The organism is Pseudomonas sp. R76, from assembly GCF_009834565.1.
Taxonomy (GTDB): Bacteria; Pseudomonadota; Gammaproteobacteria; order Pseudomonadales; family Pseudomonadaceae; genus Aquipseudomonas.
Genome location: NZ_CP019428.1, coordinates 2,803,731 through 2,818,303, shown reverse-complemented (window position 1 = coordinate 2,818,303; position 14,573 = coordinate 2,803,731). Strand labels below are relative to the sequence as shown.

Genomic DNA, 14,573 nt, shown 5'->3' with positions numbered 1-14,573 from the left:
TTACCCTTTGATGCAATCGACGGTGTAACAACGACCATTGCCGTCATCTTCGTGTTGCAACCCATGAACATCGGCGACAAAACCGGGAAAACTGCTATCGAACGTCCGGGCAAAGGCCAGGTAATCGATGATCGAACGCGTTGACTCGGTAAAGCGCTCGCCCGGCATGATCAACGGAATGCCGGGCGGATAAGGCACCAGCATCACGGCGGCGACGCGCCCTGGCAAAGCATCGATGGAGACGGCCTCGACTTCGCCCCTCACCAGTTGGTCATAGGCGTCGGCCGGCTTCATCGCGATTTCCGGCAACACCGTGTACATCCGTTTGAGGTGTTTGGCGGTGGCGTTGCTACGGTAACAGCTATGCAACTGATCGCACAGGTCGCGCAAACCCAGGCCTTGATAACGCGTCGGGCCTTGCTTGAACACCGAGGGCAAGCAACTGGCCAGGCTCACATTGGCGTCGTAGTTGCGTTTGAACTCCAGCAATTCGGTGAGCAAGGTACTCCATTTGCCCTTGGTAATGCCCATGGAAAACAACACGAGGAAGGAATACAGCCCGGTCTTTTCCACCACCAGCCCACGCTCCCAAAGGAATTTACTGACCACCGCAGCGGGAATCCCGCAATCGCTCAACGCCCCTCCGGCGTTAAGGCCGGGCATTACCAGCGTGACTTTGATCGGGTCGAGCAGCACGTAGTCTTCGGCCACTTCGCCAAAGCCGTGCCAGTCATCTTGCGGGTGCAGCAACCAGTCCGCCGTGGCCACTCGGTCGATGCCGGCCACCGTAGGCGGTTGCCAGATAGTGAACCACCAATCCTCAGCGGCAATGTGCTGGCGCAAATTCGCCAGCGCCCGGCGAAAGCTCAAGGCCTCGTCAAACATCTCCTGCAACAACGAGCGCCCGGCCGGGCCTTCCATCATCGCCGAGGCCACGTCCAGTGAAGCGATGATGCTGTATTGCGGCGAGGTGGAGATATGCATCATGAACGCTTCATTGAAACGGTCACGGTCCAGTTGCCGCGCACCGCCGTCCTGCACATGAATCATCGAGGCCTGGCTGAAGGCCGCCAGCAGTTTGTGGGTCGAGTGCGTGGTGAACACCAGCGGGCTGTCGGGGGTACGCGAGGTGCCCATGCCATAACGCCCGGCGAAGAACTCGTGAAAGGCCGCGTAGGCGTACCAGGCTTCGTCGAAGTGCAACACCTCGACACTGTTGCCCAGTTGCTGCTTGATCAGCTCGGCGTTGTAGCACAGGCCGTCGTAGGTGGAGTTGGTGACCACCGCCATCTTTACTTTGGGTGGCCGGCCACGGGTCAATGGGCTCGCTTCGATCTTGGCGTGGATCGATTCGGGGCTGAATTCGCTCAGGGGAATCGGGCCGATTATCCCCAGTTCGTTGCGCTCCGGGCACAGGTACAACGGGATCGCGCCGGTCATGATGATCGAGTGCAACACCGACTTGTGGCAGTTGCGGTCCACCAGCACCAGGTCGTCACGGCCGACCATGGAATGCCAGACGATTTTATTGGCCGTCGAGGTGCCATTGATCACAAAGAACGTGTGATCAGCGCCAAAGTTGCGCGCGGCGCGGGCCTCGGCTTCCGCCAAGGGCCCGGTGTGATCAAGCAGCGAGCCGAGTTCCGGCACTGAAACGGACAAATCCGAACGCAGCGTGTTTTCACCGAAGAACTGATGAAACGCCTGCCCTACCGGACTTTTTCGATAAGCCACGCCGCCGCCATGGCCGGGCGTGTGCCAGGAGTAATTGGAGTCGGCGGTGTGTTGCACCAAGGCCTTGAAGAATGGCGGCAACAAGCCATCCAGGTAACTGCGTGCCGCGCGCGCGACTTGTCGGGCCAGGAACGGCACGGTGTCTTCGAACAGGTACAGAATGCCGCGCAGTTGGTTGAGCTCGCTCATGGCATCGGCCGGTGCATTTTCCAGGGTGACTTGCTCACCCAGGGCAAAGATCGGCAGGTTGGGCGCCCTCACCCGCGCCAGTCGAATCAGCTCGACCATGTTTTGCAGCAAGTGGGTGTTTTCGCCGGCGCCTTCGGCGGCGATCAGCATGCACGCCAGGCCGTGATGGGTAGAAGCCACCAGCCGGCCTTCGGCGTAGTCCACGGCGGAAAAAATACTGAAGCCCTCTTGTTCCAGCTCTTGGGCGATGCCTCGAACCCGGTCACCGGCAACGGTGTCGGCCTTGATGTCGCGATGTACGATCAGAACAGGGAACTTCAGGTCTTTGTACATGAGCGCTCGAACTCTGGAGGGCTATGCACTCAGGGTAGAAGCTGGGAGCGGATGTGGCGAATGAAGATTTTGCCGGCAATGGAGATCAACTGTGGGAGCTGGAGTAGGCCTTTGGGGGGGGCTTCGCCCCCCAGCGGGAGCAAGCTCCCTCGCCACAGCAAGCCAGCTCCCACATTTTTTAATCGTGTTCGACCGAGGTTATTGCTGCGTCAGCTGCGACCACAACGCCGGTGCACCCGCCGACTTGGCAATCGCTTCCAACCGCGCCGCATGCTCAGCCAGGTCCTGCTCACTGGCACGGATGATCGGTGTTGGTTTGCGGTCCGCCGGCAAGCGGCGGATTTCCGAAGGGCGATTGCCCGAGCCTTCTGCCGAACCGGTGCCGTCGGAAGCGTTACCGGCCAGGGACAGGCTGGTTTGCCCGCCGGTCATGGTCAGGTAAACGTCGGCCAGAATCTCGGAGTCGAGCAACGCGCCGTGGAGTTCACGGCCGGAGTTGTCGACGCCGTAGCGTTTGCACAACGCATCGAGGCTGTTGCGCTGCCCCGGGTGCCGCTCACGGGCCATCATCAGGGTATCGAGGATCGAGCAGTGCTGGGAGATATCCGCACGCTCGGTCTGCCCCATCAGGGCAAATTCGTTATTGATGAAGCCAACGTCGAACGCCGCGTTGTGGATGATCAGCTGAGCGCCGTTGATGAACTCGAAAAACTCATCCGCCACTTCGGCAAAGCGCGGCTTGCCTTTGAGGAACTCGTCGGTGATGCCGTGGACGCCGATCGCGCCTTCGTCACTGTCGCGGTCGGGTTGCAGGTAGACGTGAAAGTGACGGCCGGTGAGGCGACGACCCATCAGTTCGACACAGCCGATTTCGATGATCCGGTGACCATCGGTCACCGGCATGCCGGTGGTTTCGGTATCGAGTACAACAGATCGGATGGCCATCAGGGTTCAGCTCTCAACGGTGGTAAGCAGTGTGGTGTAAATCAAAGGGCGCGATGTTAACACGTCAGCGGACTCAGCTTTGTTTGTAGCCCCGCACTTCGTCCACACCGCGATTGGCCAACTGGTCGGCACGCTCGTTGCCTGGGTGACCAATGTGGCCGCGCACCCATTTCCAGGTGATGTTATGGCGGTTGCATTGCTCATCGAGCAGTTGCCACAGGTCGGCATTTTTCACCGGTTCCTTGGCCGCGGTTTTCCAGCCGCGCTTTTTCCAGTTGACCATCCACTCGTTGATGCCCTTCATCACGTATTGCGAGTCGGTCACCAACAGCACGTCACAGCGGCGCTTGAGTTCCTCGAGGCCACGAATGGCGCCCATAAGCTCCATGCGGTTGTTGGTGGTGTTGGCTTCGCCGCCCCACAACTCCTTCTCCACGCCCTTGCACACCAGCAAGGCGCCCCAGCCGCCGGGGCCAGGGTTGCCCTTGCAGGCGCCATCGGTGAAGAGTTCTACGCTATCGGTCATCGGTTACATCCATCAAAACGGGCTGGCGGCAATGGGCCGACAGTATCCCGAGGCCCAAACACTGAGCCGGTAATCAAAAAAGAAAGTTTTACGGTTCGCTCTGCTTGCGATTGACCTTGGCCATCGGCATCGGCACCAACTTGCCCATCGGCTGGCGCAGCACCTGACGCACCGGCCGCAGCCCGACCACGATCTTGCGCGCCACCAATAAATAGAAGCCACCACCCGACAGTTGCCAAGCCCCCGCACGGCGTTCCCAGCCAGCCAGGCGGCCCTGCCACTTGGTCGACGCAAGCGGCGGACGATAGCACCCGAAGCGGCGTTTCTCCAGCGCAAAGCCCAGCAGGTTCAGCCAGTCGCCCACCCGCGAGGGCGAGATGCAGCGCGCCTGGCGCAGGCCGTCATGGGCGAACACATGCCGCAGGCCCCAGCTGCTCCAGGGGTTGATGCCGATAATCAGCAAATGGCCACCAGGGCGCACACTGCTGGCGGCTTCGCGCAGCAACCCGTGGGGCGACAGGCAAAAATCCAGGCCATGCTGCAACACCACCACGTCGGCGGCGTGCTCGCTCAACGGCCAGGCCTGCTCCTCGCAGACAATCTCGACGCCCGGCAACGGCGCGCCCAGGCGCACGTTACGCTGCACCTGCGGCGCGGACGGCGGCGTCTGCGCCGAGGGGCCGTAATGCACCAGGTAGCCGCCAAAGAACCGGCCCAGCTCGTCTTCGAGCATGCGGCGTTCTTCATCCAGAAGGAATTGCCCGATCGGCCCGGACAGCCATTCACGGGCTGCGCTGATCAGGGCCAGCCACTCAGGATCGGCCTGGGCGAACGCTTTATCAGTCATTGCATTCTCCAACTCGCCTAGACGTTCTAAGATGCACCAATGTGTTCAGCTTGGCGAATCGAAGAATGATACAGATCACTGCCCTACCCGCCTTCACCGACAACTACATCTGGTTGTTGCAGGACCCGCACACCCAACGCTGCGCCGTGGTCGATCCCGGCGATGCCGCGCCGGTGCTGGCCTGGCTCAAGCAGAACCCGCAGTGGGCCCTCAGCGACATCCTGGTCACCCACCATCACCATGATCATGTCGGCGGCGTCGAGCAACTGAAAAGTGTGACAAATGCCAAGGTCTACGGCCCGGCGAATGAAAACATCCCGGCGCGTGACGTGGCCCTGCACGATAACGACCGCATCAGCGTGCTGGGCTGGGACTTCGACGTTTATAGCGTACCCGGCCATACCCTCGGCCACATCGCCTTTTATCACCAGGGCGTGCTGTTGTGTGGTGACACCCTGTTCGCCGCCGGTTGCGGCCGCTTGTTCGAGGGCACGCCGGAACAGATGCACACCTCGCTGGAACGCCTCGCCGCCCTGCCGGCCGAGACCTTGGTGTACTGCACTCACGAGTACACACAAAGTAACCTCAAATTTGCCCAGGCCGTGGAGCCGGATAACGCCGATATCGCCGAACGCGTCGAGCACGTCAAGCAACTGCGCGCCCTTGGCGAGATGACGCTGCCGTCCAACCTGGCCCTGGAAAAACGTACTAACCCTTTTCTACGCACCGCCGAAACATCCGTTAAACAAAAAGCGGACGAACGGAATGGGCGCGATAACCGCTCTGGGGCCGAGGTGTTTGCTAGCTTGAGGGCGTGGAAAGATAAGTTCTAAGCGGATGCAATCTGGTACGGAATTTCTGAATGGTTGACCGCAACCAAAGCGCTTTCTAGAATCGCCCGACATTTTTGCCCGGAACTTACTTCCAGCCAATGTCGTCATCTATTCGTAAATCCATCTCTTCAGACGCATTGACCCGCCTGGCTCAAGCCGTGGCGGTGGCTGTGTCCGCTACTCTGGCGGGCTGCCAATCGACTCATTTCGCTGCACAATCCACCGTGCAACCCAAACCCAATCTTGCCGCCAAGATCAAGCAAAAACCTATTTGGCTCTCAGAGAAGCCCAGCCTCGAAGTCCCCCAGGATGTCTGGGAACGCATGCGACGGGGCTTTCAATTGCAGGATGGCCTGGGCGTCAACCCGCGCATCGAGCAACAGCGTTTGTGGTTCGCCAGCAACCCGTCCTTTCTGGAGAACGCCGGAGAGCGCGGCAGCCTCTACATTCATTACATCGTCGAACGCCTTGAAGAACGCAACATGCCCCTGGAGCTGGCGCTGCTGCCAGTGATTGAAAGTGCCTACAACCCAATGGCCTATTCGCGCAGCGATGCGGTCGGCTTGTGGCAGTTCATTCCCTCCACCGGGCGCTACTTCAACCTGCGCCAGACCCGCGCCTACGACGGCCGCCGCGACATCACCGCCTCCACCACCGCCGCCCTGGACTACCTGACGCGTCTGCATGACATGTTCAACGGCGACTGGCTGCTGGCCCTGGCGGCCTATAACGCCGGCGAAGGCACGGTCAGCCGGGCCATCGAGCGTAACGAGAAGCTCGGCCTGCCCACCGATTACTGGAACCTGCCGCTGCCCCAGGAAACCAAGGACTACGTGCCCAAGTTCCTGGCGCTGTCCCAGGTGGTACTGGCCCCCGAGGCCTACGGCGTCAACCTGAGCCCGATTGCCAACACGCCGTACTTCGAAGTGGTTGAAGTCAAGCAAAGCATGGACCTGTCACGGGTTGCCGCGCTGGCTGAAATCGATGAAGACGAACTGTTCCAGCTCAACCCGGCCCTGAAACAACGCACCACCCTCGACGGCCCCCAGCATTTGCTGGTGCCGAGTTCCAAGGCGCAATTGCTCACCAGCACCCTTTCGACGATGAAGCCGGAAGAATTGCTGGCGATGCGCCCGAAAAAGCAGGTGTTCGACGAAGTCGAGACCGCGCGAGTGGCTGGGCGTACGCGCAATTACAAGGTGCGTACGGGCGACAACCTCACGCTGATCGCCAAGGCGAACAAGGTCGACGTGCATGACCTGCAGCGCTGGAACAAGCTCAACGGCCAGGCGCTCAAGGTCGGCCAAACCCTGGTGATGCAGGACACGCGCAAGCTGGTGGCCAAGGCCGACAGCAAGAAGCCGGTGCAGTACAAGGTCAAGAAAGGCGACTCGCTGTACATCGTCGCCAAGCGTTTCAACGTTGAGATGCAACATCTCAAGCGCTGGAACCCGCGCACTGGCCAGGCACTCAAGCCAGGGCAGATGCTGGTGGTTTCCGGGCCACGCTAAGGCAAATTCGATGCATGGGCAGGCTTGTGTGGGAGCTGGCCTGCCTGCGATGCAAACACCTCGGTGTATCAGTGACACCGAGCCGATGCTATCGCAGGCAAGCCAGCTCCCACATTTGATTGACCCCAGGCTCAAGACCTTGCCAGCCCTCGGTCAGCCTCTGAAACAACCTTTTTCCAACCGGAACAAGCTGTTACTGTACCGATCATAAAGCCCAAGCCGCCTGGATCGGATCTCTGACTTGAAGCGTCCCCTCCTTCTACTAATAAGTCTGGCCTTGAGCTTTGCAGCGAACGCGACGATTACCGAGAGCCACGGTTATACGCAGTTCGGCAGGCTCAAGTACCCGGCAAAATTCACCCACTTTGATTGGGTAAACCCTGCAGCGCCAAAAGGCGGGACATTGCGGGTCATGGCCTTTGGCACCTTCGACACGCTCAACCCCTACACCTTCAAGGGCTCCAGCCCGGTTTCCACCCCCAATTTCCTGCAATACGGCGTCAACGAGCTGAACGAGCCGTTGATGGTCGGCACCGGCCAGTACGCGCCGTCCGGCGATGAGCCCACCTCCAGCTACGGGCTGATTGCCCAGTCGGTGAAGTACAGCGAGGATCGCAGCTGGGTGGTGTTCAACCTGCGACCCGAAGCGCGTTTCCACGATGGCAAGCCGATCACTGCCTATGACGTGGCGTTCTCCTACCGCACCCTGCTGACCGAAGGCCACCCGCAGTACCGCACCAACCTGCAGGAAGTGGCGCGGGTCGACATCCTCAACCGCCACCGTATCCGCTTTGTGTTCAAGCGCGCCGGCAACCCGCTGCTGATCCTGCGCCTGGGCGAGCTGCCGGTATTGCCCCAGCATTACTGGAAAAACCGCGACTTCAAGGCCACCACCTTCGAACCCCCTTTGGGCAGCGGGCCGTATCGCATTACCAAGGTCACGCCTGGCCGGCAACTGGTGTTCGAACGGGTCAAGGATTACTGGGGCAAGGACCTGCCGGTCAACCAGGGTTTCTATAACTACGACAAGGTCGAAGTGGAGTTCTACCGCGACAGCGACGTCGCCTTCGAAGCCTTCAAGGCCGGCGAATTCGACATCTACATCGAGCACCAGGCCAAGAACTGGGCCACCGGCTATAACTTCCCGGCGGTCAACCGCGGCGATGTCATCAAGGCGCAGATCGCCCACCAGATCCCGACCCAGAGCCAGGGCCTGTTCATGAACACGCGGCGACCGACCTTCGCCCAGACCAAGGTGCGCGAAGCACTGGGGTTTATGTTCGATTTTGAATGGACCAACCGCACCCTGTTCAGCAGCGCCTATAAACGCACCTTGAGTTATTACCCCAACAGCGAGTTCTCGGCGACGGGCGTGCCGGTAGGCCATGAATGGCTGATGCTCTCGCCGTACCGCGACCAGTTGCCGGCCAACCTGTTCACCCAGCCGTTCAGCCTGCCGCAGACCGACGGTCGCGGCATCCCGCGCGACACCATGCGCCGCGCCCTGGCGTTGCTGGGCGAAGCCGGCTGGAAACTGTCGGGGCAGCGCCTGCTCAACAGTGAGGGGCAACCGCTGCGATTCGAAATTCTGCTGGTCAACCCGAACCTGGAGCGCATCCTGCAGCCGTATGTCGAGAACCTGATCAGCATCGGCATCGACGCGCGCCTGCGCACGGTTGACCGCGCGCAATACAAACAGCGCCTGGATCAGTTCGACTTCGACATGATCCTGATCACCCTCAACCAGACCTTGAGCCCAGGCCTTGAACAGTGGCAGTACTTCCACTCAAGCCAGGCCAACATCAAGGGCAGCAAGAACTACGCCGGTATCGCCAACCCGGTGGTCGACCGCCTGCTGGACCAACTGCTGGCGGCGCAAACCCGCGAAGAACAACTGGCCGCCGGCCGCGCCCTCGACCGCGTGTTGCTGTGGCAGCACTACAGTATTCCCAACTGGTACCTCAACTATCATCGCTTGGCGTACCGCAACCGGTTCGCCTTTGTCACCACGCCGCCCTACAGCCTGGGCCTGAGCGCGTGGTGGCTGAAAGCTTCGGAGAAAGCCCAATGATGTATTTGCGCTACGCGTTACTGAGCAGCCTGTTGCTGTGCAGCGCGGCCAATGCCGCGCCGCAACATGCGCTGACCCTGTACAACGAGCCACCCAAGTACCCTGCCGACTTCAAGCACTTCGACTACGTAAACCCCGACGCGCCCAAGGGCGGCACCTTCCGCGAATCCAGCATGGGCGGCTTCGACAGCCTCAACCCGTACATCAGCAAGGGCGTGCCGGCAGACAATCTGCCGCTGATCTACGACACCCTGGCCATGCAAAGCCTGGACGAGCCGATCACCGAATACGGCCTGGTGGCCGGCAAGATCGAAAAAGCCCCGGACAACAGCTGGGTGCGTTTCTACCTGCGCCCCGAAGCGCGTTTTCACGATGGCCACCCGATCCGCGCCGAAGACGTGGTGTTCACCTTCCAGGCACTGATCAAGGACGGCTCGCCGCTGTACCGCACCTACTACGCCGACGTCGACGAAGTGGTGGCCGAAGACCCGCTGCGGGTGCTGTTCAAGTTCAAGCGCACCAACAACCGCGAATTACCGCTGATCCTCGGCCAACTGCCGGTATTGCCCAAACATTGGTGGGCCACCCGCGACTTCGCCAAGGGCAACCTGGAAATACCGCTGGGCAGCGGGCCGTACAAGGTCGCCGAGGTCAAGCCTGGGCGCATGGTGCGCTATGAGCGGGTCAAGGATTACTGGGCCAAGGACCTGCCGGTCACCCAAGGCTTCTACAATTTCGACAACCGCATCACCGACTACTACCGCGACAGCACGGTGTCGCTGGAAGCGCTGAAGGCCGGGCAATTCGACTACTGGCTGGAGTTCAGCGCGAAGAACTGGGCCAACGCCTACAACATCCCGGCGGTCGCCGAGGGCCGGTTGATCAAGGAAGAAATCCCCAACGGCAACCCCACCGGCATGCAGGGCTTTGTGTTCAATACGCGCAAGCCGATGTTCCAGGACGTGCGCGTACGCAAGGCCATCAGCCTGTTGCTGGATTTCGAGTGGAGCAACAAACAGCTGTTCAACGGCGCCTATACGCGCACCCGCAGTTACTTTGAAAACTCGGAAATGGCCGCCACCGGCCTGCCCGGCCCCGACGAGCTGGCGATTCTGGAGCCGTTTCGCGACAAGATCCCGGCCGAAGTCTTCACCCAGGCGTTTGAACCGGCCAAGACCGACGGCAGCGGCATGATCCGCACCCAGCAGCGCGAGGCCTACCAACTGCTGCAAGCGGCCGGCTGGAAGATCGTCGACGACAAGATGGTCGACACCACCGGCAAACCGGTGACCATCGAGTTCCTGCTGGCCCAGACCGAATTCGAACGCATCCTGCTGCCCTTCAAGCGCAACCTGGCGGACCTGGGCATCAACCTGGTGATCCGCCGTGTTGACGTGTCGCAGTACATCAACCGCCTGCGCTCGCGCGACTTTGACATGCTGGTGGGCAGCTTCCCGCAATCGACCTCGCCGGGTAACGAACAACGCGAATTCTGGGCGTCGTCCAGCGCCGACAAACCCGGCAGCCGCAACTACATGGGGCTCAAGGACCCGGCGGTCGATCAATTGGTTGAAGAGTTGATCGACGCCAACTCGCGTAAAAGCCTGATCGCCCACGCCAAGGCCCTGGATCGTGTGCTGCAGTTCGGCTATTACGTGATCCCCAACTGGCACATCAAGACCTTCCGCGTGGCGTATTGGGACCATCTCGGCCATCCGAAAGTCTCGCCACTCTACGACGTCGGCACCTCCACCTGGTGGGCCAAGCCCGATGTAAAACCTGCCGTCACCCTGGACACGAGCGCCGATCCGGCGAGCGGAGGCGATTAAATGCTGGCTTATATTGTTCGCCGCCTGTTGCTGATTATCCCCACGCTGTTCGGGATTTTGCTGATCAACTTCATCATCATCCAGGCCGCGCCCGGTGGCCCGGTGGAACAGATGATCGCCAAGCTCGAAGGCTTTGACGGCGCCACCAGCCGCATCGCCGGTGGCGGTGCCGAGGTCTCGGTAGCCGGCTCCAGCTACCGGGGCGCCCAAGGCCTGGACCCGGCCTTGATCAAGGAAATCGAGAAGATGTACGGCTTCGACAAATCGGCGCCGGAACGCTTGTGGATCATGGTCAAGAACTACGCCCGCCTGGATTTCGGCGACAGTTTCTTTCGCGACGCCAAGGTCATCGACCTGATCAAGGAAAAAATGCCGGTGTCCATCTCCCTCGGGTTATGGAGCACGCTGATCATGTACCTGGTGTCGATCCCGCTGGGCATCGCCAAGGCCACGCGCCACGGCAGCCACTTCGACGTGTGGACCAGCTCGGCAATCATCGTCGGCTACGCGATCCCGGCATTCCTGTTTGCGATCCTGCTGATCGTGGTGTTTGCCGGCGGCAGTTACCTGGACTGGTTCCCGTTGCGCGGGCTCACCTCGAACAATTTCGATGAGCTGAGCTGGAGCGGCAAGATCCTCGATTACTTCTGGCACCTCGCGCTGCCCGTCACTGCGCTGGTGATCGGCAACTTTGCGACCATGACGCTGCTGACCAAAAACAGTTTTCTCGACGAGATCAACAAACAATACGTGGTCACCGCCAAAGCCAAGGGCCTGACCAACCACCGCGTGCTCTACGGCCATGTGTTCCGCAACGCGATGCTGTTGGTGATCGCCGGCTTCCCCTCGGCGTTTATCGGGATTTTCTTCACCGGTTCGTTGCTGGTGGAAGTGATCTTCTCCCTCGACGGCCTCGGCCTGATGAGCTTTGAAGCGGCGATCAACCGTGATTACCCGGTGGTGTTCGGCACGCTGTTTATCTTCACCCTGCTGGGGCTGATCGTGAAACTGATCGGCGACCTCACCTACACCCTGGTCGATCCGCGTATCGACTTCGCCAGCCGGGAGCATTGAGATGAACCTGTCCCCCCTCAATCGCCGTCGGTTCGAACGCTTCAAGGCCAACAAACGTGGCTGGTGGTCGCTGTGGCTGTTCCTGATCCTGTTCGTGCTCAGCCTGGGCGCGGAGTTGATCGCCAACGACAAACCGCTGGCCGTGCACTTCGACGGCGACTGGTATTTCCCGGCGCTCAAGCGCTACCCGGAAACCGCATTTGGCGGCGAATTCCCGCTGGAGGCCAACTACAAGAGCCCGTATATCCAGGAACTGCTCAAGGCCAAGGACGCCTGGACGCTGTGGGCGCCGATCCCGTTCAGCTACCAGAGCATCAACTACGACCTCAAAGTACCCGCACCCGCACCGCCTTCGAGCGTCAACCTGCTGGGCACTGATGACCAGGGCCGCGATGTATTGGCGCGGGTGATCTACGGCTTCCGTGTGTCGGTGCTGTTCGCCCTGACCCTCACCGTGCTCAGCTCGATCATCGGCGTGATCGCCGGTGCGCTGCAGGGCTTTTATGGCGGCTGGGTCGACCTCGCCGGGCAACGTTTCCTGGAAATCTGGTCCGGCTTGCCGGTGTTGTACCTGCTGATCATCCTCGCCAGTTTTGTGCAACCCAACTTCTGGTGGCTGCTGGGGATCATGCTGCTGTTTTCGTGGATGAGCCTGGTCGACGTGGTGCGCGCCGAGTTCCTGCGCGGGCGCAACCTTGAATACGTGCGCGCGGCCCGTGCGCTGGGCATGCAGAACGGCGCGATCATGTTCCGGCACATCCTGCCCAATGCCATGGTCTCGACCATGACCTTCATGCCGTTCATTCTCACCGGCGCCATCGGCACCCTCACCGCCCTGGATTTTCTCGGCTTCGGCTTGCCGGCCGGCTCACCGTCACTCGGTGAATTGGTGGCCCAGGGCAAATCCAACCTGCAAGCGCCGTGGCTGGGCATGAGTGCCTTTGCCGTGTTGGCAATCATGTTGAGTTTGCTGGTGTTTATCGGCGAGTCCGCTCGCGATGCCTTCGACCCGAGGAAATGAGATGAATCAGGACAATCTGATCGAAGTCCGCGACCTCTGCGTCGAGTTCGTCACCGGCGAGCACCACCACCGCGTGGTCAACAACGTCAGCTTCGACATCAAGCGCGGCGAAACCCTGGCCCTGGTCGGCGAAAGCGGCTCGGGTAAATCCGTCACCGCCCACTCGATCCTGCGCCTGCTGCCCTACCCGCTGGCACGCCACCCGGCGGGCACCATCAGCTATGCCGGGCAAGACCTGCTGACCCTTAAAGAAAAAACCCTCCGGCATATTCGCGGCAACCGCATTGCGATGATCTTCCAGGAGCCGATGACCTCGCTGAACCCGCTGCACACCATCGAAAAGCAGATCAACGAAGTACTCGGCCTGCACAAAGGGCTGACCGGCAAGGTCGCGACCCGGCGCACCCTGGAACTGCTCGAACTGGTCGGTATTCCCGAGCCGCACAAACGCCTCAAGGCCTTGCCCCACGAACTCTCCGGTGGCCAGCGCCAGCGGGTGATGATCGCCATGGCCCTGGCCAACGAGCCGGAACTGTTGATCGCGGATGAGCCGACCACGGCCCTCGACGTCACGGTGCAGCTGAAGATTCTGGAATTGCTCAAGGAATTGCAGGCGCGGCTGGGCATGGCGCTGCTGTTGATCAGCCATGACTTGAACCTGGTGCGGCGCATCGCCCATCGCGTGTGCGTGATGCAGAAGGGTTGCATCGTCGAGCAGGCGGCGTGCGAGACGCTGTTCCAGGCGCCGCAGCATCCGTATACCCAGGAGCTGCTGGCGGCGGAACCCAGCGGTGGGCCGGCGAGCAACGAGGTGGGGCCGCCGTTGCTGGAAGTGGATGACTTGAAGGTCTGGTTTCCGATCAAGAAAGGCTTTTTGCGTAACACCGTGGATTACGTCAAGGCGGTGGATGGCATTAATTTCAGCCTGCCGCAGGGACAGACGCTGGGCATCGTTGGTGAGAGTGGCTCGGGTAAATCGACGCTGGGCCTGGCGATTTTGCGGTTGATTGCCAGCAAGGGCGGGATTCGTTTTGAGGGCCAGCAGTTGGACCGACTGACCCAGCAGCAGGTACGGCCGTTGCGGCGGGAAATGCAGGTGGTGTTTCAGGACCCGTTTGGCAGTTTGAGCCCGCGGATGAGTGTCAGTGAGATTGTTGGCGAGGGGTTGCGGATTCACAAGATGGGCACGCCTGTTGAGCAGGAGGCCGCGATTATTGCGGCGCTGCGTGAGGTGGGGCTGGATCCGGAGTCGCGACATCGTTACCCGCATGAGTTTTCCGGGGGGCAGCGCCAGCGCATCGCCATCGCCCGGGCGCTGGTGCTCAAGCCACGTTTGATTTTGCTCGATGAGCCGACGTCGGCGCTGGACCGTACGGTGCAGCGGCAGGTGGTGGAGTTGTTGCGCAGTTTGCAGGCCAAGTACAACCTCACCTATTTGTTTATCAGCCATGATTTGGCGGTGGTGAAGGCGTTGAGTCACCAGTTGATGGTGGTCAAGCATGGGCAGGTGGTGGAACAGGGGGAGGCTTCGGCGATTTTTGCTGAGCCGCGGCATGCTTATACGCGGCAGTTGTTGGAGGCGGCGTTTTTGGTGCCTGCGGTTGTTGGGGTTGATTGAGTACATATCCGTTTTTGTGGTTGTGGCTGATATGGGTTCCGC

11 protein-coding genes are annotated in these 14,573 nt (G+C 60.7%); 7 read left to right on the top strand and 4 right to left on the bottom strand.

What is annotated here, in order from left to right:
• The 4 genes from PspR76_RS13050 to PspR76_RS13035 all read right to left on the bottom strand — a co-directional run bounded on the left by PspR76_RS13050 (nucleotide 1) and on the right by PspR76_RS13035 (nucleotide 4,574).
• Nucleotides 1-2,256, bottom strand: coding sequence for an Orn/Lys/Arg decarboxylase N-terminal domain-containing protein (locus PspR76_RS13050; protein WP_159955799.1), 2,256 nt, complete (start codon nucleotides 2,254-2,256; stop codon nucleotides 1-3).
• A 198-nt stretch (nucleotides 2,257-2,454) separates the two neighbouring features.
• Nucleotides 2,455-3,195, bottom strand: a complete 741-nt coding sequence (dnaQ, locus tag PspR76_RS13045) for a DNA polymerase III subunit epsilon (protein WP_174245672.1) — start codon at nucleotides 3,193-3,195, stop codon at nucleotides 2,455-2,457.
• Between the two features lie 79 nt (nucleotides 3,196-3,274).
• Entirely contained in the window at nucleotides 3,275-3,727 is a 453-nt protein-coding gene (gene rnhA / locus PspR76_RS13040) for a ribonuclease HI (RefSeq protein WP_029291380.1), read from the bottom strand.
• An 88-nt stretch (nucleotides 3,728-3,815) separates the two neighbouring features.
• A complete protein-coding gene (locus tag PspR76_RS13035) occupies nucleotides 3,816-4,574 on the bottom strand; it encodes a class I SAM-dependent methyltransferase (RefSeq protein ID WP_159955795.1) in 759 nt (252 codons plus the stop codon).
• Nucleotides 4,575-4,639: 65 nt separating this feature from the next.
• On the opposite strand from PspR76_RS13035, the gene gloB reads away from it, so the two are divergent.
• From gloB to PspR76_RS13000, 7 genes are all read left to right on the top strand, one after another.
• The gene (gene gloB, locus PspR76_RS13030) at nucleotides 4,640-5,407 is read left to right on the top strand and encodes a hydroxyacylglutathione hydrolase (RefSeq protein WP_159955793.1); all 768 of its coding nucleotides are present in this window, start codon (nucleotides 4,640-4,642) and stop codon (nucleotides 5,405-5,407) included.
• Between the two features lie 98 nt (nucleotides 5,408-5,505).
• On the top strand, nucleotides 5,506-6,918 hold the full coding sequence (locus PspR76_RS13025; RefSeq protein ID WP_159955791.1) for a transglycosylase SLT domain-containing protein: 1,413 nt from the start codon (nucleotides 5,506-5,508) through the stop codon (nucleotides 6,916-6,918).
• 241 nt (nucleotides 6,919-7,159) lie between these two features.
• Nucleotides 7,160-8,989 carry an extracellular solute-binding protein gene (locus PspR76_RS13020; RefSeq protein WP_159955789.1) on the top strand — a complete coding sequence of 610 codons (1,830 nt, stop codon included), beginning with the start codon at nucleotides 7,160-7,162 and terminating at the stop codon, nucleotides 8,987-8,989.
• A complete protein-coding gene (locus PspR76_RS13015) occupies nucleotides 8,986-10,818 on the top strand; it encodes an extracellular solute-binding protein (RefSeq protein ID WP_159955787.1) in 1,833 nt (610 codons plus the stop codon). The genes PspR76_RS13020 and PspR76_RS13015 overlap by 4 nt, the downstream gene beginning before the upstream one ends.
• Nucleotides 10,819-11,892: a microcin C ABC transporter permease YejB gene (locus PspR76_RS13010; protein ID WP_159955785.1), complete on the top strand. Its 1,074-nt coding sequence runs from the start codon at nucleotides 10,819-10,821 to the stop codon at nucleotides 11,890-11,892.
• Between the two features lies 1 nt (nucleotide 11,893).
• The gene (locus PspR76_RS13005; protein WP_159955783.1) at nucleotides 11,894-12,913 is read left to right on the top strand and encodes an ABC transporter permease; all 1,020 of its coding nucleotides are present in this window, start codon (nucleotides 11,894-11,896) and stop codon (nucleotides 12,911-12,913) included.
• 1 nt (nucleotide 12,914) lies between these two features.
• Nucleotides 12,915-14,531 (top strand): ABC transporter ATP-binding protein, encoded by a 1,617-nt coding sequence (locus PspR76_RS13000; protein WP_159955781.1) that lies wholly within the window; start codon nucleotides 12,915-12,917, stop codon nucleotides 14,529-14,531.
• The last annotated feature ends 42 nt before the right edge of the window (nucleotides 14,532-14,573 follow it).

Coding starts and splice junctions, on each gene's coding strand:
- PspR76_RS13050 (WP_159955799.1), bottom strand. CDS start 2,256: ATGTACAAAGACCTGAAGTTCCCTGTTCTGATCGTACATCGCGACATC.
- rnhA (WP_029291380.1), bottom strand. CDS start 3,727: ATGACCGATAGCGTAGAACTCTTCACCGATGGCGCCTGCAAGGGCAAC.
- PspR76_RS13035 (WP_159955795.1), bottom strand. CDS start 4,574: ATGACTGATAAAGCGTTCGCCCAGGCCGATCCTGAGTGGCTGGCCCTG.
- gloB (WP_159955793.1), top strand. CDS start 4,640: ATGATACAGATCACTGCCCTACCCGCCTTCACCGACAACTACATCTGG.
- PspR76_RS13025 (WP_159955791.1), top strand. CDS start 5,506: ATGTCGTCATCTATTCGTAAATCCATCTCTTCAGACGCATTGACCCGC.
- PspR76_RS13015 (WP_159955787.1), top strand. CDS start 8,986: ATGATGTATTTGCGCTACGCGTTACTGAGCAGCCTGTTGCTGTGCAGC.
- PspR76_RS13010 (WP_159955785.1), top strand. CDS start 10,819: ATGCTGGCTTATATTGTTCGCCGCCTGTTGCTGATTATCCCCACGCTG.
- PspR76_RS13005 (WP_159955783.1), top strand. CDS start 11,894: ATGAACCTGTCCCCCCTCAATCGCCGTCGGTTCGAACGCTTCAAGGCC.
- PspR76_RS13000 (WP_159955781.1), top strand. CDS start 12,915: ATGAATCAGGACAATCTGATCGAAGTCCGCGACCTCTGCGTCGAGTTC.